Here is a 20,228-nt window from a genome sequence, read left to right on the forward strand (position 1 = left end):
TCTCCATCAACTCAACTTTGAAAGGAAACACATCATGACTGGCACTGCACAAAAAGTATGGTTCATCACTGGCGCATCGCGTGGTTTCGGCCTGCTGACGGCACAAAAAGCGCTGGCGCGCGGCGACCTGGTGGCGGCCACCGCGCGTGATCCGCAAACGGTGATTGCCGCGCTGGGCGAGCATCCCAACTTGCTGGCGCTGCGGCTGGACGTCAAGCTGGAAGCGCAAGCGATCACCGCCGCGCAGCAAGCGGTGGCGCGTTTCGGCCGCATCGACGTGCTGGTCAACAACGCCGGCTACGGCCTGCTGGGCGCGGTGGAAGAATCCAGCGGCGACGAAGTGCGCGCCGTGTACGACACCAACGTCTTCGGCCTGCTCAACGTCACCCGCGCCGTGCTGCCGCTGATGCGCCGCCAGGGCAGCGGCCACGTCATCAACATCTCCTCGATCGGCGGCTACTCCGGCTATGCCGGCTGGGGCGTGTACGGCTCGACCAAGTTCGCGGTCGAAGGCCTGAGCGAAGCGCTGGCGATGGAACTGGAGCCGCTGAACATCCGGGTGACGGTGGTGGAACCAGGCTTCTTCCGCACCGACTTCCTCGACACCAACTCGCTGGTGACCACACGCGACCGTCTAGACGCCTACGCCGCCACGGTCGGCAAGATGCGCGACTTCGCCGCCGACGCCAACCACGCCCAGCCCGGTGACCCGCTGAAGCTGGCCGACGCCCTGCTGAAGCTGGCGGACAGCGCCGAGCCGCCAATCCGCCTGCAACTTGGCTCCGACACCGTCCAGCGCGTGCGCGCCAAAAACCAGTTCGTCGAAAAAGAACTGACTGAATGGCTGGACCTCGCCCTCTCCACCGACCACGATTAATATTCCGGGGTCAGTTCTGCCAAATGTACATGAGCTCGTGTACGTTTGGCAGAACTGACCCCGGATTTTAGAAGAGGTCGGCGCGGGGGTAGGTCCAAGTGGGGACGTTGGCGGGACATGGCGCGGGAGCGATGTGTAAGGTGGTGAAGTTGCCGCGTGGTGTGGTGGCGAAACGGTAGTCGGACAGTGCGCCGTCTTGCAGTAGCGGCATGCGGCCGAAACGCAGCCAGGCGTCGACGTTGCAGTCGCTGGCTTTCAGTGCGCGCAGTTCTTGCAGGCTGCCGGTCAGCGTTTGCGGCTCTACCGTCAGGCCGGCCGGGCATGTCACTTCGGCCAGACGGGTGATGCCGCGTTGCAGGCGGTATTGCCCGCCATCGGTTTCGATGCTGACGTAGCTCCAGCATAGCGGCTGCGAGGGGAAGGCGGTCATTGCCACGTCCAGCACGCGCGTGCCGGGCGACGCGGCTTCCAGCGTCGCGGTGATCTGCGCCCTGCCGGCTTGCGACGTCATATGCTGCACGCCGATAAACGCCAGGCTGATGCCCAGCGCCAGCAGCAGGCCGGCGCGTCCTTGCGGGCCAGCGCGCCATTGCGCCGCGCCGCAGATCAGGGCGATCAGCAGCAGCGCGGCAAACGATGGCCAGCCCAGGTAGCCACGCGCGGCAAAGAAGACCAGCGCGGCAAACAGCGCCACGAGGCCGGCGAGGCGCAAGATACGCCAGCGCATAATCAGCGCCATCGGCACGCCGATCGCTACCCAGAACAGCGGTTCGATGATGAAGATCATGTCGCCATAGAACCAGCGTCCGTCGAACGGATACCAGGGATGCACGCCATACGAATTGGTAAAGTCCATCGCCAGGTGCAGCGCAAAGCCCAGCGCGATGCTCAGCGCCAGGCCTAACCGCGCCGGGCGGCTGGCTTTTAACAGCGCACGCGCCGATGGCCACAGCAGCCATAGCAGGCCGGCTAGCAGCAAGGCTTGCGGTATCGCCCACAGCGCTGTATGCGTGTGTCCGCGATGGTGCAGCAGATAGCCCAGCGGCGCCGGCAGCAGCTTGGTCAGGAATAGATCCAGGTCAGGAAAATTGCTGGCCAAGGCGCACGCCACCAGCAGCAGCCGGTGACGCACGCGCTGAGATTGCGGCTCTGCCTCGGCCGGCAAGCTGCGGTGCACGACTTCGCCAACGCCAAAGCCGATGATGCTGTGCGTGATGTTATCCATCCGGGTCTAGCAGCTGCGCCAGCCGCTTCGGGTAGTGGTTGAGAAAATCGCGCGTGACGGCGTAGTGTTCGGTGTCTTCATACGCGACTTCGGTGATGCCGCTGCCGTCGAACAGCAGGATCTTGGCGTTCGGGTAGGCCAGCAAAATCGGCGAATGGGTGGCGATGATGAATTGCGAATCCTGCTGCACCAGCTGATGCATGACGCTCAGCGCCGCCAACTGGCGGTTGGGCGACAGCGCCGCCTCCGGTTCGTCCAGCAAATACAGGCCGTTGCCGCGAAACGTCTCCAGCAGCACCGACATGAAGGCTTCGCCGTGCGAGCGCGCGTGCAGCGAGTCGGAACGCGACGCGGTCCGGTCGTAATATTCGTCCATGCGCGTGGCGACGTTGTGGAAGCTTTCGGCGCGGAAGAAGTAGCGGTCGCGCGGCGTCTTGAAGCTTTTCGACAGGCGCAGCGACTGGTACAGCGGCGCGCTCTCCTGCGCCGTATTCAGCTGGCTGACATTGCGGCTGCCGCCATCCATGCTGAAGCCCAGCGCCAGTGCGATCGCTTCCAGCAAGGTGGACTTGCCGGCGCCGTTCTCGCCGATGAAGAAGGTGACGTCCGGATGAAAATCCAGCGTCGACAAATCACGCACCGCCGGTACGCGGTAGGGATGGCTGTCCCAGTCGACGTCCTCGCCGAACAGCGCCGTGATGCGTTGCAGGTAGGGCTTGGCCTGCAAGCGCACTAGCGCTGCACCTCGACGCCGCGCCAGAAAGCCACATGGTCCTTGATCTGCGCCGCCTTCTCGGACGGCTCCGGGTAGTACCAGGCGGCGTTTTCGTTGGTCTTGCCGTTGACGTTCAGCGTGTAGTAGCTGGCCAGGCCTTTCCATGGGCAGCGCGAGGTGTGATCGCTGTGTTGCAGGTATTCCCGCTTCACGCTCGATGGCGGGAAGTAGACGTTGTTTTCGACAATTTGCACTTCGTCGTCGTTCGCCTCGGCGATGACGACGCCATTCCAGCTGGCGCTCGGCATGATCTGTCTCCTGTCAGGTTCCGCACTCGACACGGTTACGGCCGCCGTGCTTGGCGCGGTACAGCGCGGCGTCGGCCTGGCGCAGCAGGCTTTCGATATCGTCGATTTCCATGTGATTAAAAGTGCCGACGCCCATGCTGGCCGTAACGTGCAACGGCCGCTGGCCAGCGTAATGAATCTGCGCTTCAACCTTGGCGCGCAGCGTTTCGGCAAATTTGCAGGCGCCTTCCAGCGGCGTGTTCGGCAGGATCACGCACAATTCCTCGCCGCCGTAGCGGCCCGGAATATCGATCACCCGCACGTTCTCGCGCAACAGCTTGCCCAGCGTGGTCAGCACCTGGTCGCCGACCGCATGGCCATGTTCGTCGTTGATTTTTTTGAAGTGATCGAGGTCGATCATCACCGCCGACAGCGGCGAGCGGAAACGCCGCGCACGCGCCACTTCGAACTTCAGCCGGTGCAGCAGCGAACGGCGGTTGTGCAGACCGGTCAGCTCGTCGGTGGTGGCCAGCATTTCCAGCTCGCGCACCGTCGCTTCCAGCGTTTTCTCGTTGGCGCGCAGCTCGATCAGCGCCATCACCTGGCGTGCCAGCTTGACCAACATGGCGCGCTTGTCGTCGCTCAGGCGGCCCGGCCTGGTGTCCAGCACGCACAGCGTACCGATGGCAAAGCCGTCCGACGAGGTCAGCGCCACGCTGCTGTACATGCGCATGTGCGGCGCGTTGACGGTCAGCCGCATGTTGGCGGTGCGCGGGTCTTGCGTCAGGTCGGGAATTTCCGTGGCCGCGTCGCCCAGCACGGCCAGCGAACAGTAGCTCTCGCCGCGCGGCAGCTCGCCCATGTGCATGCCGGCGCAGGACTTTATCCAGACGCGCTCGGCGTCCACCAGCGATATGAAAGCGTAAGGCACCTCGCAGATTCTGCTCGCCAGCTCGGTGAGGAAGCTGAAATCTTCGCAGGCGGGAGTATCGAGGATGTGATAGCGGTGCAGCGCAGCCAGACGGAAGTTATCGGCCTGCGAATTGGCGGTAATCAGCGTGTGTACTTTTTCTTCGGCCAGCATGGGCCTCCCTGAGTAATGACAACTTTTACCCGGAGAGTTTATAGCAAAACAAGAGCGGCGGGAGCATCCCTCCCGCCGGGGCCAGCAATTTTTATGCCGATTTGGCCAGAATCTCGCGCAGCACTTTTTCAAACACCTCGGCCGGTTGGCCGCCGGACACCAGGTGACGCTCGTTGATGATGACGGCCGGCACCGAGTTGATGCCGTGACGGTGGAAGAATTCCTCCGCCTGGCGCACGTCGCCGGCGTATTCACCGCTGTGCAGCACCTGGCGCGCACGCTCCTTGTCCAGACCGACTTCACCGGCGACGTAGATCAGCACTTCGTGCGCGCTTGGGTCCAGCCCCTGCGTGAAGTAGGCCTTGAACAGCGCTTCCTTCAGCACTTTCTGCTTGCCTTCCAGCCCGGCCCAATGCAGCAGGCGGTGGGCGTCGAAGGTGTTGTAGATGCGGCCGCGCTTGTCCATCGCGAAATCGAAGCCGACGGCGGCGCCGCGCGCGCGTATCATCTCGCGCGCCTGTTGCTGCTGCTCGGCGGTCGAGCCGTATTTCTCGGTCAAATGCTCGCCGATGTCCTGGCCTTCCGGCGGCATGGCCGCGTTCAGCTCGAACGGCTGGAAGTGGATGTCAACGTCGGCTTCGTCGCCGATGGCGGCCAGCGCCTGGTCCAGCGACTTCAGGCCGATCGCGCACCATGGGCACGAGACGTCGGAAACGAAATCAATTTTGAGAGGAGTTGCCATTTTTGCCTTTCGATTTGCTGCCGATGCGGCTTTCCTTGCCCGCAATCAGTTTGGCGATGTTGCCGCTGTGACGGAATACCAACAGCACGCTCATCAGGAAGACCGCCGCCAGCTGCGGCTCCACGCCAAACAATAAACCATAATAAAACGGCGCGAACACCGCTGCCACCAGCGCCGCCAGCGACGAATAGCGGAAGGCGAACGCCACCACCACCCAGGTCACCAAGGTGGCGACGCCCAGCCAAACATTCAAGCCCAGCAGCACACCCGCTGCAGTGGCCACACCCTTGCCGCCGACAAAACGGAAAAACACCGGCCACAGGTGGCCGAGGAAGACCGCGATCGCCACCAGCGCGATGGTGGCGTCGCCAACCTGCAAGCGGTCCTGGAAGTGGATCGCCAGCCAGACTGCCAGCCAGCCTTTGAAAGCGTCGCCGATCAGCGTGACGATGGCGGCAGCCTTGTTGCCGCTGCGCAACACATTGGTGGCACCCGGGTTTTTCGAGCCATAGGTGCGCGGGTCGGCCAGGCCGAACAACTTGCTGCTGACAACGGCAAACGAGATCGAGCCGATCAGGTAGGCGGCCACGGTCATCCAAACTGTATTCATCTTTTCCTCAAATTATTGTCATAAGCCCATCAGGGCAGCCGCTGAATATACAGCCTTACTCGGCCAGTGCGCAATGCACGGCCCTGGCGTTCAGCAGCTCGGTCAGCACCTGCGGTGCGATGCCGACCAGGTAGCCGCGCCGTCCGCCATTGATATAAATCGTTTCCAGCGCAAGAATGCTATCCTCTACATACACCGGCATGGTCTTCCTGGTGCCGAATGGCGAGGTGCCGCCGATCATGTAGCCGCTGTGGCGTGACGCCACTTCCGGCTTGCACGGTTCGACGGACTTGCAGCCGATGTTGCGCGCCAGATTCTTGGTCGACACCTTGCAATCGCCGTGCATCAGCACAATTAAAGGTTTGGCGGCTTCGTCCTGCATCACCAGGGTTTTGACCACGTGATGCTCGTCGACGGCCAGCTCGCGCGAGGACACGCCGGTGCCGCCGTGCTCCTCGTAGTCATACGGGTGCTCGGTGAACGCCACCTTGTGCTTGCGCAGCATCTGGGTGGCAGGGGTTTCGGAGATATGCTCTTTTTTAGCCATGGTGAGATCGGAGTTGTCCATTATGCAGCAGGAAATTCGCTTTGCCACTTTCAATGTTTGCAATCTTTCCCAGCCTGGGGCGAAATTGTACGACAATCTGGCCCCGCTGACCGAGGCCGAGTATGCAGCGAAAGTCGCCTGGACGGCGCAACAGCTGGACCAGCTGAACGCCGACGTCATCGGCCTGCAGGAAATCTTCTCGCTGGACGCGCTGCGCGATGTGCTGGCGCATAGCGAACGCTACCGTCACGCCACGCTGGCCGGCTTCGAGCCGCCGGCCGATCCGGCCACCGGCCTGCCGCGCGTGACGCCGGAGCTGGCGCTGATCTCGCGCCTGCCGCTGGCGGCGCCGGCCCAGGCCTACATTATGTTTCCCGATGGCGTGGCGCTGCCCGACGGCAGCCGCGACGCCGACCGCTTCGCCCGAGCGCCGCTGCACGCGCAGATCGTGCTGCCGGACGAGCGCATTGTCGATGTCATCGTGGTGCACCTGAAATCCAAGCGTCCCGACTATCAGCAAGGCGACAGCGGCGACGCGCCGATGCTGCACGCCCAGGCCAACCTGCGCTCGCTGATCCGCCGTGGCACCGAGGCGGTGGCGCTGCGCGCGCTGTTAAGCGCAATGGACAAGGCAATCCGCCGCCCGCGCATCGTGCTGGGCGATTTCAACGATACCGTGGATGCAGTCACCACCCACATCGTCATGGGCGCCGGCGCCGCCTGCGAGCCGGGCGAGGAACTGCACGGCCAGCTGTTCGACTGCCGCCAGATCCAGTCCGGCCGCGAACGCCGCCGCGACGCCGGCTATACCATCGCCCACGAAGGCCGCCACGCCACCATCGACCATGTGCTGGTGTCGGAGGAATTCAACCCCGCTTCACACCACGCCATCGGCGAGGTGGTCGATGTTACATACCTGAACCAACACCTGATCGACGCCACACCTGCCGCCTCCGACCACGGCCAGGTGCTGGCGACGCTGCGCTTGTACTAAGTTTTCTGCATTTCAGGTGCAGTTTTGCACCGCTTATCGCATTTTTCTGGCCGTGACGCTTGGAACTACCTAAAGTGTCACCATGCGCACCTCCCTTCAGGCTAGAAAAACGATATGAAACTGGAAACTTTGCCCCCTATGTCACAACCCACCGTGCGTCCGCGCAACTGGCGCTTGCCGGCTATCGCGCTGGTGGTGGTCGCCATCGCTGGCGGCGGCTGGACTGTCCTGCGCAGCAAGCCCGCCCCTGCCCCTGCCGCCGCCCCCGCCGCTGCTGCGGCCGAGAAAAAAGACATCTTCGAATTGTCGAGCGGCGACATCGCCGCTGTCGACGCCCGTTCATTGGCGGTCAGCTTGCCCCTGTCGGGCTCGCTGGCGCCCCTGAGTTCCGCCACCATCAAGTCCAAGGTCTCGGGCGTGGTGGAGGCTACCACCTTGCAGGAAGGCATGGCGGTACACGCCGGCCAGGTGCTGGCGCGCATCGACCAGGCCGACCTGCGCGCACGCTTGCAACAACAGCAGGCGCAGCTGGATGAAGCCCAGGCCAGGCTGGCCATGGCAAGCAAGAACGAAACCAATAGCCAGGCGCTGCTGCAACAGAAATACATCTCGCAGAATGCCTACGACGCGACCCAGAACACGGTCGACCTGGCGCGCGCCAATGTCAAGTCAGCGTCGGCCATGGTGGAACTGGCACGGATCGCGCTCAACGACGGCGTGATCAAGGCGCCGATTGACGGCGTCATCAGCAAGCGCCACGTACAGGCCGGCGAAAAGCTGGCGCTGGACATGCCGGTGTACAGCATCGTCAACCTGTCGGAGCTGATCCTGGAAGCGCAGGTGCCGGCTTCGGAAATCCCGCGCGTGAAAGTCGGCCAGGACGTCAAGTTCCGCGTTGACGGTTTCGCCCAGCGCGCTTTCCACGGCCAGGTGGCGCGCATCAATCCATCGACCGAAGCAGGCTCGCGCGCCATGCTGGTCTACATCACGGTGAAGAACGAGGACAGCGCACTGCGCGCCGGCATGTTCGCCAAGGGCACCATCGTCACCGACCGTTCGGCAGTGGCGCCCATCGTGCCGTTGGCAGCCATCCGCACCGACAAGGAAGGCAAGCAGATCGTCTACAAGGTGGACCAGGGCAAGCTGGTGTCGCAACCGGTCAAGATCGGCTTGCGCAATGAAGAGGAAGGCTATGCCGAAGTCCACGAAGGCCTGGTGCAAGGCGCGCACGTCATCGTCTCGCGGCTGGACAGCCTGAAGCCCGGCGCGCTGGTCAAGCTGCCGCCGTCGGCGCAGGCCAAGGCAGCTGAACCGGCGAAAGGCTGACCATGTGGATCACTAAAGTCAGCATCCAGAATCCGGTCTTCGCCACCATGGTGATGGTGGCGCTGATGGTGCTGGGCCTGTTCTCGTATCGCGGCCTGGGCCTGGAAGCCATGCCCAACGTCGACATTCCCGGCGCCGCCATCGAGGTGCAATATCCGGGCGCTTCGCCCGAGGCGGTGGAGAACGACATCACCCGCCCGATCGAGGAAGCGGTCAACACCGTCAGCGGCATCAAGACGCTGCGCGCCAACTCGTGGGAAGGCCGCGCCGGCGTCTACGTCGACTTCGAACTGTCGACCGATATGGACCGCGCCATGCAGGACTTGCGCGACAAGGTGGCGCAGGTGCGGCCGCGCTTCCCGCGCGAGGCCAAAGACCCGTTCATCATCCGCTTCGAGGGCGAGAACGCGCGCCCGATCGCCACCATCGGCCTGACCGCCAGCGAGCACTCGCTGCGCGACCTGTCGACCATGGCCGACCAGATCATCGCCAAGCGCTTCCAGGGCGTGGCCGGCGTCGGCCAGGTGCGCATCAACGGCATGGCGGCGCGCCAGATCCTGATCCAGCTGCGTCCCAACGACCTGACCGCGCAGGCGGTTGGCGTCGATGAAGTGCTGGCCGCGATCCAGAACACCAACACCAACCTGCCGGCCGGCTTCATCAGCTACGGCGCCAGCGAACGGCTGGTGCGCGTTGAAGGCAAGATGAAAGACCCGCGCGACTTCAACAAGATCATCGTCGCGCGCCGCGCCAATGGCCCGGTCTACCTGGAGCAGGTGGCGACGGTGGAAGATGGCGCGCAGGAAGAACTGTCGATCTCGCGGATAGACGGCGTGCGTTCGGTCACGCTGGACATCACCAAGATCCAGGACGCCAACGTGGTCGAAGTGGGCCGCCGCATCCAGCAGGTGGCCGCCGATCTGAAGAAAACGCTGCCGGCCGACATCAAGGTCGAAGTGCTGAACGACGAATCGACCAAGGTGCAGGCGCAGCTGGACAACGTCAAGAAGACCATCATCGAAGGCGCGGTGCTGACCATGGTGATCGTGTTCCTGTTCCTGCACTCGTGGCGCTCGACCATCATCACCGGCCTGACGCTGCCGATTTCGGTGCTGGCCAGCTTCATCGCCATGAAGGCTTTCGGTTTCACGCTGAACTTCCTGACCCTGATGGCGCTGTCGCTATGTATCGGCCTGCTGATTGACGATGCGATCGTGGTGCGCGAGAACATCGTGCGCCACCTCGGCATGGGCAAGAACCACCACAAGGCGGCGGAAGACGGCACCAACGAAATTGGCCTGGCGGTGATGGCCACCACCTTCGCGATTGTCGCAGTGTTCATCCCGGTCGCCTTCATGGATGGCATCATCGGCCGCTTCTTCCTGCAGTTCGGGATTACCGTGGCGGTGGCGGTGCTGGTATCGCTGTTCGTCTCGTTCACGCTGGACCCGATGCTGTCGTCGGTATGGCCCGATCCGGTACAGGACCGCTTCAAATACCTGCCATGGCTGGGCCGATTGATGCACTGGCTGGAAGGCGGCGTCGAATGGCTGCACGTGGTGTATGGCAAGGTGCTGGGACTGGCGCTGCGCTGGAAGAAAATGACGCTGCTGCTGGCCTTCGCGCTGTTCGCCGGCAGCATCCTGCTGGTGCCGAAAATCGGCGGCGAAATGATGCCGGAGCAGGACAACGGCTGGGTCAACTTCCTGATCAAGACGCCAGTCGGCTCCAGCCTCGAATACACCGACAACAAGATCCACCAGGTGGAAGCGGCGCTGAAGGAGTTCCCGGAGATCGCCAGCGTCATCACCGTGGTCGGCACCTGGGATGGCCGCAACACCGCGCAGCTGGACATGAAGCTGATCGACCGCAAGCTGCACAAGCGCCGCACGCAGCAAGAGATGGAAGCGGCGATCCGCGCGCGCCTGAACAAGATCGCCGGCATCACGCTGACCATGGGCATGAAGCCGATCTTCATCGCCATCCTCGGCACCGACGAAGCCAAGCTGGATGACGTGGCGCACCGGCTGATGGACAAGATGCGCAAGATCAAGGGCATCGCCGACCTGGAATACAGCCAGGAAGGCGCCAACCCGTCGACCAACATCAAGATCAACAACGAGCTGGCCAGCGACCTTGGCCTGACCACGCAGCAGATCGGCAGCGCGCTGCGGCCGTTCGTGGCCGGCGACACCACCTCGCACTTCCTGGCTGCCGATGGCCAGAACTACGAAGTCAACGTGCAGTTGCCGAAGTCCGGCCGGCAGAAAGTGACCGATCTGGCCGACCTGTCGCTGGCGTCCAGCAAGCTTGGTCCTGACGGTCGCCCGATCATGGTGCCGCTGCGCCAGGTAGTGGAATTCGTGCCGGCCTTCAGCCCGCAGGTACTGAAGCGCCAGGCGCTGCAACGCCGCGTGGCGGTGTACGCCAGTACCGAAGGCCGTCCGGGCGGCGACGTCGACAGCGACGTGAAGAAAGCCATGAAGGAAATCGAACTGCCGGCCGGCGTGCGCTTCGACGTCGGCGGCAACGCGCAGGAGATGGAAGAGTCGATGACTTCGGCCCTGATCGCGCTGGGCATCGCGGTGATTTTCATCTACCTGGTGCTGGCATCGCAGTTCGGCAGCTTCCTGCAACCGGTGGCGATCATGATGTCCTTGCCGCTGTCGCTGATCGGCGTGCTGGTGGCGCTGCTGGTCACAGGCAGCACGCTGAACATCTTCTCGGTGATCGGCTTCATCATGCTGATGGGCCTGGTGACCAAGAACGCCATTCTGCTGGTGGACTTCACCAACCATGCGCAGAAGGAAGGCCAGGGCCAGCTGGAAGCCATTATGAACGCCGGCCAGGTGCGATTGCGCCCGATCCTGATGACCACGCTGGCGATGGTGTTCGGCATGTTGCCGATGGCAATCGGCATGGGCGAAGGCGGCGAGACGCAGGCGCCGATGGGCCGCGCGGTGATCGGCGGCGTCATCACCTCCACGCTGCTGACGCTGGTGGTGGTGCCAGTCGCCTACACCTACCTCGACAGCTGGGGCAAGCGCGCCGCCCGCTGGTTCAAACGCAAGCACGCCGAAGAACCCCACCCGCTGCGCGAAGTCGCCTGAAAAACTCCGGTGTCAGGTCTGACAATCGCACACGGGCTCATGTACCAAAGTCAGACCTGACACCGGTTTTATTCGTCGTCGGGGGCGAGGCCGGAGGGTTCGCCGTCGGCGATGTCGGCCTCGCTTTCCTCGCCCAGGTCGGGGTTACTCTTCAGCTCGGCCTTGCGCCGGGCTTTCTCTTCCTGCTTTTTCTTCTTTTCCAACTCACGCTGCCGTTTTTCGTACGCAAAGTTCGTCTTGGCCATTTGCTACCTCTTCAAGTTAAAGGGCTGCGCTGCGCAGGCTTCATTATGTACCAAGTTCATCAACCACGAGGATGATGTTGCGCATGCAAATGCTTCAGGCGCTCCCGCGCCACATGGGTGTAGATTTGCGTCGTCGAAATATCCGAGTGCCCCAATAGTAATTGGACAACACGCAAGTCGGCGCCATGGTTCAGCAAATGCGTGGCAAACGCATGCCGCAAGGTGTGCGGCGACAGCGGCGCCGTAATGCCAGCTTTTAATGCATGCTTTTTAATCAAGACCCAGAACATCTGGCGCGTCATGGCGGAGCCGCGCCCGGTGACGAACAGCGCGTCGTCCTGCTGTCCATTCAGTATGATGCCACGCGCGTCCTTGACGTAGCGCTCGATCCACAGCCGTGCCTGCTGGCCGAACGGCACCAGCCGCGTCTTCGAACCTTTGCCTGTGACGCGCAGCACGCCATCGTTCAGGCTCAGCTCCAGCATCTTCAGGTCGACCAGTTCCGACACGCGCAGGCCGCTGGCGTACATCAGTTCCAGCATGGTGCGGTCGCGCAACCCTAACGGGGTATTGACATCGGCCGCCGCCAGCAAGGCTTCCACCTGCGTTTCGCTCAGCGTATGCACGAAGCGCTGCGGCTGCTTGGCCGACACCAGCTTCAGGCTCGGATCTTCGCTGATGCGCCGCTGCCGCAACAGCATCTGATAGAAGCGCTTGATGACCGACAGCCGCCGGTTGGACGAGGTGGCTTTGCCGCTGTCCTGGTGGCGCGCGGCGATATAGCCGTGGATGTCATGCGCCGCCACCGCCAGCAAGCCGGCCACATCCGGGCGCATCTTCTCCAGCCAGGTGGCGAACAGGCGCATGTCGCGCCGGTAGGCTTCCAGCGTGTTCTTCGACAGTCCGTCCTCCAGCCACAGGCTGTCGCAGAACTCGTCGATCAGAGCAAGGTTGTCTGCTGCCATGCGTATTCGCTCGATCCTTCATGCGCCAGCAGCCAGCGCTTGATGCCCAGCAGATAGCCGTTCGGATCGTCACTGTTGGAGAAGCCGCCCAGGCCGCTGGCGGCGGTGACGCGGTGACACGGCACCACCACCGGGAACCAGTTGGCGCCGCAAGCCTGGCCGACCGCGCGCGCCGCCGAGCCGAGATGCCTGGCCAGCTCGCCATAGGTGCGCGTGCTGCCGCGCGGAATCGCGCACAGTTCGTCCCAGACCTTCTGCTGGAAGTCGGTGCCGGCGCGCTTCAACGGCAGCGTGAACTGGAAATCCGCATCCTCGCAGTATTTGCCGACCTGATACATCGCCAGTTCGGCCGCCGCGTCCTGCGGCGCTTTCGCCTCAAATTGGGGCGGCAAATAGCACAGCTCGGTAATCACGCCATGGGCCGTGCGCACGCCCAGATTACCAAACGGGAAAGCCCCCACAGCGGAAAACAGCTCGCTGCCTTGTTGTATTTTCATCACAGTTACTTGCACCAAAAAAGGTCCTTTTCCGGGTTTCCATTGTCCATGCGCACCATTTTGTTGCGTCGCTGCTACAGCAAAAAAACCACGCCGAGTGCATTGTAAATGCCCTCGGCAAAAAAAAACGCACCCTACGGTGCGTTTTCAAACTTGCTTCACGTTCCCGGTCACTTGCCTGGTTCCGTAGCACGCTTGTGGCGGCCTGCAGACCCTATAACAGCGACATTCTGTAAAACGTGTGTCTCCTCGATCTATTGCCGGTATTGATTACCGTTTCTATACACACTCCCCACCTACAATTCTGGCTTCTAACCGGGACGCATATCGATATGCATGTTTCCCTGAGAGCGACGCCATCATAACGTATTCGTTAAGCTTTTTCTCAACTTTTTTCAGGCGTCGCGCCCAACTACTTTAAGAGTAAATCAAATTCGGCAACCACAAGGAAATTTGTGGTATGTAGGTCACCGCCACCAAAAACGCCAGCATCGTGAGCAGCCACGGCCACACCGCGATGGTCAGTTCGGTGATGCCCATCTTGGTAATGCCGGAGGCGACATACAGGTTCAGGCCGACCGGCGGATGGCACATGCCGACTTCCATATTCACCACGATCAGGATGCCGAAGTGGATGGGGTCGATGCCCAGTTTCATCGCCACCGGGAACAGGATCGGCGCCATGATCAGCACGATCGACGACGGCTCCATCACATTCCCCGCCAACAGCAGCAGGATGTTCACCACCAGCAGGAAGCTGATCACGCCCAGGCCCTGGCCGGTGATCCACTCCGCCATCGTCTGCGGGATATTCTCGCTGGTCATCAGGAACGAGAACAGCACGGCGTTGGTGATGATGTACAGCAGCATGGCCGACATCGCCGCCGAATCCAGCAGCACCTTGCCCACCTGTTTCAGTTTCAGGTCCTTGTAGACGAACACCGCGATGATGAAGGCATACACCGCCGACACCGCCGCCGCCTCGGTCGGCGTAAACATACCGGTGTAGATGCCGCCCATGACGATGACGATCAGGATCAGGCCCCAGGCGCTCTTGCGGAAGGTGCTCCAGCGCTCGCCCCAGCTGGCCTTGGCCATGCGCGGATAGCCATGCTTGCGCGCCAGATACCAGGTGGTCAGGCCGAGCAGGAAGGCCAGCATCAGGCCCGGCACCACGCCTGCCATGAACAGCTTGCCGACCGAGGTGTTGGTGGTCACGGAATACATCACCATCACAATCGACGGCGGGATCAGGATGCCAAGCGCGCCGGAGGTGGTGATGACGCCGGCGCCGAAACGCTTCGGATAGCCCTGGCGCACCATGGCCGGCAGGATGATGGAGCCAATCGCCACCACCGTGGCCGGCGACGAACCTGACACTGCGGCAAACAGCGCGCACGCCATCACGCCAGCCAGCGCCAGGCCGCCGTGCCAGTGGCCGACCATCGAGCTGGCAAAGTTGATCATGCGCCGCGCCACGCCGCCGTGGGTGAGGAAGTTACCGGCCAGGATAAAGAACGGAATCGCCATGATCTCGAACTTCTCGATGCCGGTGAACAGCTTCAGCGCCACCGATTCGATCGGCACCGTGGTCATGGTGAACAAAAAGGTCAGCACCGTCAGGCCAAGCGAGATCGAGATCGGCATCCCGGTCAGCATCAATGCCAGCAGCAGCACGAAGATAATCAGCGCGTTCATGCTTTGACTCCTTGATTGACTTCCTCGTCCAGGCCTTCAACGTGGGCATGGTCATGCTTGGGCAGGTGGCCGGTGCGCAGGAAGCCCACCATCACCTGCAGGAAGCGGAAGCACATCAGGTAGGAGCCGGCCGGCACCGCCAGGTAGACAATCCACATCGGCATTTCCAGGTCGGCCGACGTCTGTTCGGTATGACCGATCTCCCACACGAAACTGGCGCCCAGCGTGCCGACAATGCCGGTGAACAGTGCGCCAGCCAGCAGGCCGAATACGATAAACTTGTTGCGTGTCGAAGGATTCATGCGGTTGATCAGCACATCGACGCCGACGTGGATGCCGGTGCGCACGCCATATGCCGCGCCAAACTTGGCCATCCACACAAACATATAAATGCAGGCTTCCTGCGCCCAGCTCAGGTTCATTTGCAGCAGGTAGTCCTGCAGGCCGGGGATGGGCAATCCAGACAGATAGCGGTGGATCACCGCGACAAAGATAAGAAGGGTCGCTGCGGCCATCAAGGACGCAATGATCCATTCTTCGAGATGATCGAGGAATTTCATGGTGTGTCTCCAGATTGTAAGTAACGGGGCGATCTAGCGCCGCCCCGTGTCCAGCTTACACAGTCAGCTTATTTTGCTGCTTCTTTATTGATGGCCGAGATCAGCCCGGCGCCGATACGGCTTTCCATCTGCTGCTGCACCGGCAGCATGGCCTTGCGCCACGCCGCCTGTTCCTGCACGCTGAGCGTGTAGATTTCAGTCTTGCCGGCTTTCCTGATCGCTTCCAGCGCCAGGTCGTTGTCACGCTGGGCGATGGCTTTCTCGAAGGTGGTGGCCTCTTTCATCGCCTTGTCCAGCGCGGTGCGGATGTCGGCCGGCAGGCCATCCCAGAACTTCTTGTTGACGATGACGGCGTAGCCCAGGTAGCCGTGGTTGGACACGCTCACATACTTCTGCACCTCATGCATCTTCTGCGTGTACATATTCGATGGCGGATTCTCGGTGCCGTCGACCACGCCGGTCTGCAGCGCCTGGTACACCTCGGAGAAGGCCAGCACCTGCGGATTGGCGCCCAGCGCACGCATCTGCGCATCCAGCACCTTGGACGACTGGATACGCATCTTCAGGCCGCGGAAGTCGGCCGGATTGCGCAGCGGCTTGTTGGCCGACATGACCTTGAAGCCGTTGTCCCAGTAAGCCAGGCCGGTGATGCCCTTCGGCTCCAGCTTCTTCAGCAGCGATTTGCCGATTTCGCCTTCGGTGACGTTATACAGCGCAGTCTTGGACGGGAAAATGTATGGCAGGTCGAATACCTCGAACTCCTTGACGCCCAGCGGGCCGAATTTGGCCAGCGATGGCGCCAGCATCTGCACCGCGCCCAGTTGCAGCGCTTCCAGCTCTTCCTTGTCCTTGTACAGCTGGCTGTTCGGATAGACCTCGACCTTGACGCGGCCATTGGTGGCCTTCTCGGCCAACTGCTTGAAACGCTCCGCCGCCTGGCCTTTCGGCGTGTCGGTGGCCACCACGTGGCTGAATTTGATGACGATCGGCGCCTGGGCAAAGGCATTGAAGCTCAGGGCGGCGCTGAGGACGAGCAAAGCGGCTTTCAGTTTCATGGAGTCTCCTGGTGGGTAAATTAGGTTATTGTTCTATTCTGAACGATTCTTGGGCCGAGGTGCAACACTGGCAACTGTGGATAACCACAATGCCGTCCCCGCCCGGCCCGGCTACCCTGTGCGCCCATGACGACCGAACCCACCCAAGCCCCGGCGCCGCGCCGCCGCCCCCTGTCGAACACCTCGCTGCGCTGGCTGCTGCCCATCATGCTGGTGTTGTTTTTCCTCGCGATTTTGATCTGGCTGCCGTGGCAGGCACGCCAGATGGAGAGCAATGAGCGTCAGGAACAGCTGATTGCCGATACGCTGTGGGTGGAACAGACCATCCGCTTCCAGATGGCGCGCGACGAGGAGAGCCTGCGTTCGCTGGGCGTGGAAATCTCGGCCGGCAATCTGAATACCCGGCAGCTGCACGAACGCATGGCGCGGCTGCTGAAGAACGGCCAGGAGCTGGTACGCGTGGTGTGGCTCAAGCCGAATGGCGAGCTGGCCGCCACCAGCGATCCGCTGGCCAATCCGGTCGAACTGTCGCCGGCCTCGCGCGAAACCGCCGACATCACGCGCAAGACGCACCGCCCGATGTACACCCAGCCGGAGGCGCAGACGCAGGTGGCCAACGCCGCGCCGTCAGCGGTGCTGATGGATTACCACGTGCCGCTGTTCCGCGGCGACGAATACCTGGGCGACCTGATGGCCACCTTCCAGACCAGCGCCCTGCTGGATGAAATGGTGCCATGGTGGTTCGCGCAAGACAACCAGGTCTCGCTGGTCGACCGCGACGACAAGGTGCTGGCGCGCCGCGCCGCCGCCGGTCCAGGCCACGGCGTCTACACCCACAAGCGCGCGCTCGACCTGCCCGGCGCCTCGGTCATGCTGGTGACCGACAGCGTCAAGAGCGAACCGAAGCTGCTGCCCAACCTGCTGGTCGGCTCGGTGATCGTGCTGTCGCTCGGCCTGCTATGGAGCCTGTTGGCGCTGTGGGGCCACATCTCCAAGCGCCTGGCAGCAGAAGGCGCGCTGCGCCAGCAGATGCTGTTCCGCACCGCGATGGAGAACTCGCTGGTGACCGGCCTGCGCGCGCGCGACCTTGAAGGCCGCATCACCTACGTCAATCCGGCGTTCTGCCAGATCGTCGGCTATCCGGCCGAGGAAATCGTCGGCAAGCTGCCGCCGATGCCCTACTGGGCCACCGAGGCGATGTCGGAATACGAGGCGCGTTTTGCCTCGGTATTGGCCGGCAAGGTGACACCGCAGTTCGAAACCTTCTTCCAGCGGCCGAATGGCGACCGGGTGCCGGTGCTGGTGTTCGAAGCGCCGCTGGTCGACAACAACGGCAAGCAGACCGGCTGGATGGGCTCCATCCTCGACATCTCCGACCGCAAGCGCATCGAGGAAGTCAATCGCCAGCAGCAGGAAAAGCTGCAAGCCTCGGCGCGCCTGGCCACCATGGGCGAGATTGCGTCGATGCTGGCGCACGAACTGAATCAGCCGCTGGCGGCGATTTCCAGCTACACCACCGGCGCGCTGAATGTGCTGGATCGCGACGGCCCGCTCGACCGCTCGATACTGAAGCCGGCGCTGGAACAGGCCAGCACGCAGGCGCAGCGCGCCGGCCAGATCATCCGCAGCGTGCACGAATTCGTCAAGAAGCGCGAGCCGCTGCGGCAGGCGGTGGCGATCGCTTCGCTGCTGGACGGCATCCGCGCGCTGATCGAATTGCAGGCACGCCAGAGCTACGTTTCGTACCGCACCGAGATCCCGCCCGACCTGCCGCCGGTGCGCGCCGACCGGGTGATGATCGAACAGGTGCTGCTGAACCTGACCCGCAACGGCATCGAAGCGATGCAGCATGTGCAGCCGCAGCGGCGCATCCTCAAAGTGGTGGCCGACTACGACGCCGTCACGGCGCAGGTCAGTGTGGCGGTGATCGATCAGGGACATGGCATACCGGAGGAAGTGGCGGCGCGTTTGTTCTCGCCATTTTTCTCGACCAAGGCCGAAGGCATGGGCATGGGCCTCAACATCTGCCGGACTGCGATAGAATTCCATGGTGGCGCGCTGACATTCCGCGCCAACCCGCAAGGCGGGACCATATTTACCTTCGTGCTGCCGGCAGCCACGGAACAGGAGACTTCATAACATGCTGCATATCGTCGACGATGAAGCGGTCGTGCGCGACGCACTAAGCTGGCTGGCCACATCCCGCGCCATCCCCGCACGCGCCTACGAATCAGGCACCGCCTTCCTGCAACAAGTCGGCAAGGGCGAATTCGACACCGATGGCGACTGCGTGCTGCTGGACGTGCGCATGCCGGACATGAACGGCGTCGCCGTATTCGACCAGTTGCTGGTGCGCGGCGTGGCGCAGCGCATGCCGGTAATCTTCCTGACCGGCCACGGCGACGTGCCAATGGCGGTGGACACCCTGAAACGCGGCGCTTTCGACTTCTGCGAGAAACCGTTCAACGACAACCAGCTGATGGACCGCGTGCAGGAAGCGCTGGCCAACTCGCGCCGCGCCGGCGAAACCGCAGCGGTGCACGCCCGCCTGGCGACGCTGTCAACGCGCGAACGCGAAGTGCTGGACCTGATCCTGGCCGGAAAAATGAACAAGGTAGTGGCCGACCAGCTGGGCATCAGCATGCGCACCGTCGAAGTCCACCGCGCCCACATCTTCGACAAGATGCAAGTCAAAACCGCCGTCGAACTGGCCGGCCTGCTGAAGTAGATGATCATCATCTAACGTCACGGCACGATGCTTTGGTCGCCGTTATGGCTAACGACATGATGAAGATGATGACGAGACCGGCCATTAGCAGTCGGAATCCGGAAAATGCTTTTTTACTAAAATTATGAAGAGATTTTGTGTTCGGCTCACAGGCCTCTTGTCCTTTACCTTTCCAATTATGGCTATGGGTTACGATCTACACATTTCAAAAGCGGCTGAGTGGTCACAGAGTTCTGCAAATCCAATTTCGGAGATTGAATGGAAGGCTGCAGTTGCTGCTGATGGACGGCTGCAAATGGATACAACTGCTATCGCTATAAATCCTCAAACACACGAAATCATCCAAATCAGTAATCCATTGATGGCGTCGTGGGTTGATCCAAAGACGAACGAAAAACACTATTTCTATTACTGGCGCGGCAAAATTTCGGTCAAGAATCCCAGCGAGAGTGCGATCGAGAAGATGAAGGAGCTAGCGTCGAGGCTGGGTGCCCATGTTCTGGGAGACGAAGGTGAGCCCTACTGATAATCGTAAGACTGCGCTGCTCACGGCCAGAGCCGGACTAGCATTCACGAGAAGATTTGAAATGCAGCGAAAATACACATTACTTACAGTGTTCTGTACTTGGCTTCTCGGCGTATTGATTTATGGATGCGTGGATATCTACCGCACGATGGAAGCGCTACGAGTGAATCCCTCTTCAGACCTCTATGCAAACAGCGTCGGATTTCAAATAATCGCCTTCGCCCTAAGCAAGGGCATGGCATCATTACTGCTCTTGGGGCTCGGACTGATTGCGGGGTTGTCATGGCACATTGGTGACAAACCGGCCGGTTGACAGCACTCGGCCAGCAGCGGACATTGGATAGGGAGCAGTTACAGCCAACCCCATGGCGAACATACTCTAATCAGGCGTATTCAGGCACACCGACAGGTGATTCACGCAAGACACCGTATGCGCA

General features: G+C 61.9%; 21 protein-coding genes. 8 read left to right on the top strand and 13 right to left on the bottom strand.

The features are described 5' to 3' along the window. Positions 1 to 34: 34 nt before the first annotated feature. Complete coding sequence (locus BLS51_RS09765) at positions 35 to 877, top strand: oxidoreductase (protein ID WP_090180979.1); 843 nt, start codon at positions 35 to 37, stop codon at positions 875 to 877. Positions 878 to 944: 67 nt separating this feature from the next. Here BLS51_RS09765 and BLS51_RS09770 read toward each other — a convergent pair whose 3' ends face one another. From BLS51_RS09770 to ybaK, 7 genes are all read right to left on the bottom strand, one after another. After that, the gene (locus tag BLS51_RS09770; RefSeq protein ID WP_090180976.1) at positions 945 to 2,102 is read right to left on the bottom strand and encodes a metal-dependent hydrolase; all 1,158 of its coding nucleotides are present in this window, start codon (positions 2,100 to 2,102) and stop codon (positions 945 to 947) included. After that, positions 2,095 to 2,835, bottom strand: a complete 741-nt coding sequence (locus tag BLS51_RS09775; RefSeq protein WP_090180973.1) for an AAA family ATPase — start codon at positions 2,833 to 2,835, stop codon at positions 2,095 to 2,097. Before BLS51_RS09775 ends, BLS51_RS09770 begins: the two co-directional genes overlap by 8 nt. After that, positions 2,835 to 3,125, bottom strand: a complete 291-nt coding sequence (locus BLS51_RS09780) for a DUF427 domain-containing protein (RefSeq protein ID WP_090180968.1) — start codon at positions 3,123 to 3,125, stop codon at positions 2,835 to 2,837. Before BLS51_RS09780 ends, BLS51_RS09775 begins: the two co-directional genes overlap by 1 nt. A 13-nt stretch (positions 3,126 to 3,138) precedes the next feature. Continuing rightward, positions 3,139 to 4,188 (bottom strand): sensor domain-containing diguanylate cyclase, encoded by a 1,050-nt coding sequence (locus BLS51_RS09785; protein ID WP_090180964.1) that lies wholly within the window; start codon positions 4,186 to 4,188, stop codon positions 3,139 to 3,141. 91 nt (positions 4,189 to 4,279) lie between these two features. Beyond that, on the bottom strand, positions 4,280 to 4,930 hold the full coding sequence (locus BLS51_RS09790) for a DsbA family oxidoreductase (protein WP_090180959.1): 651 nt from the start codon (positions 4,928 to 4,930) through the stop codon (positions 4,280 to 4,282). Next, positions 4,908 to 5,540 (bottom strand): glycerol-3-phosphate 1-O-acyltransferase PlsY, encoded by a 633-nt coding sequence (gene plsY, locus BLS51_RS09795; RefSeq protein ID WP_090180956.1) that lies wholly within the window; start codon positions 5,538 to 5,540, stop codon positions 4,908 to 4,910. Before plsY ends, BLS51_RS09790 begins: the two co-directional genes overlap by 23 nt. A gap of 55 nt (positions 5,541 to 5,595) precedes the next feature. After that, on the bottom strand, positions 5,596 to 6,087 hold the full coding sequence (gene ybaK, locus BLS51_RS09800) for a Cys-tRNA(Pro) deacylase (protein ID WP_175472542.1): 492 nt from the start codon (positions 6,085 to 6,087) through the stop codon (positions 5,596 to 5,598). A gap of 22 nt (positions 6,088 to 6,109) precedes the next feature. On the opposite strand from ybaK, the gene BLS51_RS09805 reads away from it, so the two are divergent. The 3 genes from BLS51_RS09805 to BLS51_RS09815 all read left to right on the top strand — a co-directional run bounded on the left by BLS51_RS09805 (position 6,110) and on the right by BLS51_RS09815 (position 11,517). After that, entirely contained in the window at positions 6,110 to 7,081 is a 972-nt protein-coding gene (locus BLS51_RS09805; RefSeq protein WP_090180953.1) for an endonuclease/exonuclease/phosphatase family protein, read from the top strand. A gap of 138 nt (positions 7,082 to 7,219) precedes the next feature. After that, the gene (locus BLS51_RS09810) at positions 7,220 to 8,407 is read left to right on the top strand and encodes an efflux RND transporter periplasmic adaptor subunit (RefSeq protein WP_307188144.1); all 1,188 of its coding nucleotides are present in this window, start codon (positions 7,220 to 7,222) and stop codon (positions 8,405 to 8,407) included. Between the two features lie 2 nt (positions 8,408 to 8,409). Next, on the top strand, positions 8,410 to 11,517 hold the full coding sequence (locus BLS51_RS09815) for an efflux RND transporter permease subunit (RefSeq protein WP_090180946.1): 3,108 nt from the start codon (positions 8,410 to 8,412) through the stop codon (positions 11,515 to 11,517). A 68-nt stretch (positions 11,518 to 11,585) separates the two neighbouring features. Here the strand turns inward: BLS51_RS09815 and BLS51_RS29685 are convergent, their stop codons facing one another. The 6 genes from BLS51_RS29685 to BLS51_RS09840 all read right to left on the bottom strand — a co-directional run bounded on the left by BLS51_RS29685 (position 11,586) and on the right by BLS51_RS09840 (position 16,537). After that, the gene (locus BLS51_RS29685; RefSeq protein WP_175472543.1) at positions 11,586 to 11,762 is read right to left on the bottom strand and encodes a hypothetical protein; all 177 of its coding nucleotides are present in this window, start codon (positions 11,760 to 11,762) and stop codon (positions 11,586 to 11,588) included. Positions 11,763 to 11,821: 59 nt separating this feature from the next. Further along, complete coding sequence (xerD, locus tag BLS51_RS09820; protein WP_090180943.1) at positions 11,822 to 12,727, bottom strand: site-specific tyrosine recombinase XerD; 906 nt, start codon at positions 12,725 to 12,727, stop codon at positions 11,822 to 11,824. Next, positions 12,703 to 13,224, bottom strand: a complete 522-nt coding sequence (locus BLS51_RS09825) for a methylated-DNA--[protein]-cysteine S-methyltransferase (protein WP_090180940.1) — start codon at positions 13,222 to 13,224, stop codon at positions 12,703 to 12,705. Before BLS51_RS09825 ends, xerD begins: the two co-directional genes overlap by 25 nt. A gap of 417 nt (positions 13,225 to 13,641) precedes the next feature. Then, complete coding sequence (locus BLS51_RS09830) at positions 13,642 to 14,922, bottom strand: TRAP transporter large permease (RefSeq protein WP_090180935.1); 1,281 nt, start codon at positions 14,920 to 14,922, stop codon at positions 13,642 to 13,644. Further along, positions 14,919 to 15,482 carry a TRAP transporter small permease gene (locus BLS51_RS09835; protein WP_090180931.1) on the bottom strand — a complete coding sequence of 188 codons (564 nt, stop codon included), beginning with the start codon at positions 15,480 to 15,482 and terminating at the stop codon, positions 14,919 to 14,921. The genes BLS51_RS09830 and BLS51_RS09835 overlap by 4 nt, the downstream gene beginning before the upstream one ends. Positions 15,483 to 15,550: 68 nt before the next feature. Continuing rightward, on the bottom strand, positions 15,551 to 16,537 hold the full coding sequence (locus BLS51_RS09840; protein ID WP_090180927.1) for a TRAP transporter substrate-binding protein: 987 nt from the start codon (positions 16,535 to 16,537) through the stop codon (positions 15,551 to 15,553). Positions 16,538 to 16,663: 126 nt separating this feature from the next. On the opposite strand from BLS51_RS09840, the gene BLS51_RS09845 reads away from it, so the two are divergent. The 4 genes from BLS51_RS09845 to BLS51_RS29295 all read left to right on the top strand — a co-directional run bounded on the left by BLS51_RS09845 (position 16,664) and on the right by BLS51_RS29295 (position 20,104). Continuing rightward, positions 16,664 to 18,676 (top strand): two-component system sensor histidine kinase NtrB, encoded by a 2,013-nt coding sequence (locus BLS51_RS09845; protein ID WP_090180924.1) that lies wholly within the window; start codon positions 16,664 to 16,666, stop codon positions 18,674 to 18,676. A gap of 1 nt (position 18,677) precedes the next feature. Further along, positions 18,678 to 19,265, top strand: a complete 588-nt coding sequence (locus BLS51_RS09850) for a response regulator transcription factor (RefSeq protein WP_090180919.1) — start codon at positions 18,678 to 18,680, stop codon at positions 19,263 to 19,265. Positions 19,266 to 19,449: 184 nt separating this feature from the next. Beyond that, a complete protein-coding gene (locus BLS51_RS09855) occupies positions 19,450 to 19,791 on the top strand; it encodes a hypothetical protein (RefSeq protein WP_139168682.1) in 342 nt (113 codons plus the stop codon). Further along, positions 19,778 to 20,104 (top strand): hypothetical protein, encoded by a 327-nt coding sequence (locus BLS51_RS29295; protein ID WP_139168683.1) that lies wholly within the window; start codon positions 19,778 to 19,780, stop codon positions 20,102 to 20,104. Before BLS51_RS09855 ends, BLS51_RS29295 begins: the two co-directional genes overlap by 14 nt. Positions 20,105 to 20,228 lie beyond the last annotated feature (124 nt).

The organism is Duganella sp. OV510 (genome assembly GCF_900100205.1).
Taxonomy (GTDB): domain Bacteria; phylum Pseudomonadota; class Gammaproteobacteria; order Burkholderiales; family Burkholderiaceae_D; genus Rugamonas.